This is a genomic window from Vibrio sp. 970 (assembly GCF_033339075.1).
This window is the reverse complement of record NZ_JAWOTW010000117.1, coordinates 1-957: the sequence shown is the minus strand read 5'-3', so window position 1 is coordinate 957 and position 957 is coordinate 1. Positions and strand designations below refer to the sequence as shown.

Below are 957 nucleotides of genomic sequence, written 5' to 3'. Positions count from 1 at the left end.
GAGAACGCGCATAACAAATTGTTCAAGAGTGATTCGGCACGCGTGGCATTTTTACTATGCGTTGGTTTTAGTGGTTAGGTGGCATGCGGGGGCTTTGGTATTGCGTGCCTCACACCTTAACAAGGCGTTATGTGTCAATGGGTTTCTAAACAGAGTGAGAAAGATAAAAATGCAGTTTATTTGGGAAGTCTCGGACGTAGAAATAGATACCTTGTTACCTCAGTGGAAATGGTTGCTTAATCCTACAGGGAAACCTTTGTATCTAACCATCATGGGTGACTGGCTATTTGGTGAAGTGGATGGCTCAATTTCATTGTTATCGGTTTTAGATGGTACCTATGAAACAATTGCTTCGGACTTTCATGAGTACAATAAAATGAATAAATCACAAGATTGGTGTGATAATGTCTTTTTAACTAGTTGGTATGACTTGGCGCTCGAACACGGGCTACAACCAAAACAAGACGAATGCTTAGGTTGGAATCTGCATCCAGTTATTGGTGGTGAGTTTTGTATGGAAAATTTGCAAGTATTTACTATGAAAGTATATCAATCACTAATGTCTCAGTTGCATTTTCAACTTCAGCACGCAAACACATAACAAACTGTTTAAGAGTGATTCGCAACGCGTGGCATTTTTGCTATGCGTTGCGTCTAGTGTTTAAGGTGGCATGCGGGAGCATCGGTATTGCGTTGCTCACACCTTAACAGGGCGTTAGTTCCCCAGAGGAAGCAATCAATCCGTAGGGAATTTTTGTTTCTGGTGGAGTACACGCATAACTCGGATGATATCGCCCTCGACCCAGTAAGAGACAATCATCGAAATCTCAGGAATAATGAGCAATCGTCCGCGGATGCCATCTCTTTGCAGACCCATTAGAGGTTGTTCAAGCAAGTTTTCTACTTTTGCTTCAATGAGGTTGTCAGTTTTTTCTGCCGCATCAGGGTTGAAGTCAT

General features: G+C 42.2%; 2 protein-coding genes. One reads left to right on the top strand and one right to left on the bottom strand.

What is annotated here, in order from left to right; translation table 11 throughout:
* The first annotated feature begins 169 nt into the window (after positions 1-169).
* Positions 170-601, top strand: coding sequence for a T6SS immunity protein Tdi1 domain-containing protein (locus R7Q11_RS25125; RefSeq protein ID WP_005377056.1), 432 nt, complete (start codon positions 170-172; stop codon positions 599-601).
* Between the two features lie 135 nt (positions 602-736).
* Here the strand turns inward: R7Q11_RS25125 and R7Q11_RS25120 are convergent.
* Positions 737-957, bottom strand: a 221-nt coding sequence (locus R7Q11_RS25120) for a type II toxin-antitoxin system RelE/ParE family toxin (protein WP_225466872.1), incomplete at its 5' end; no start/stop codon positions are given.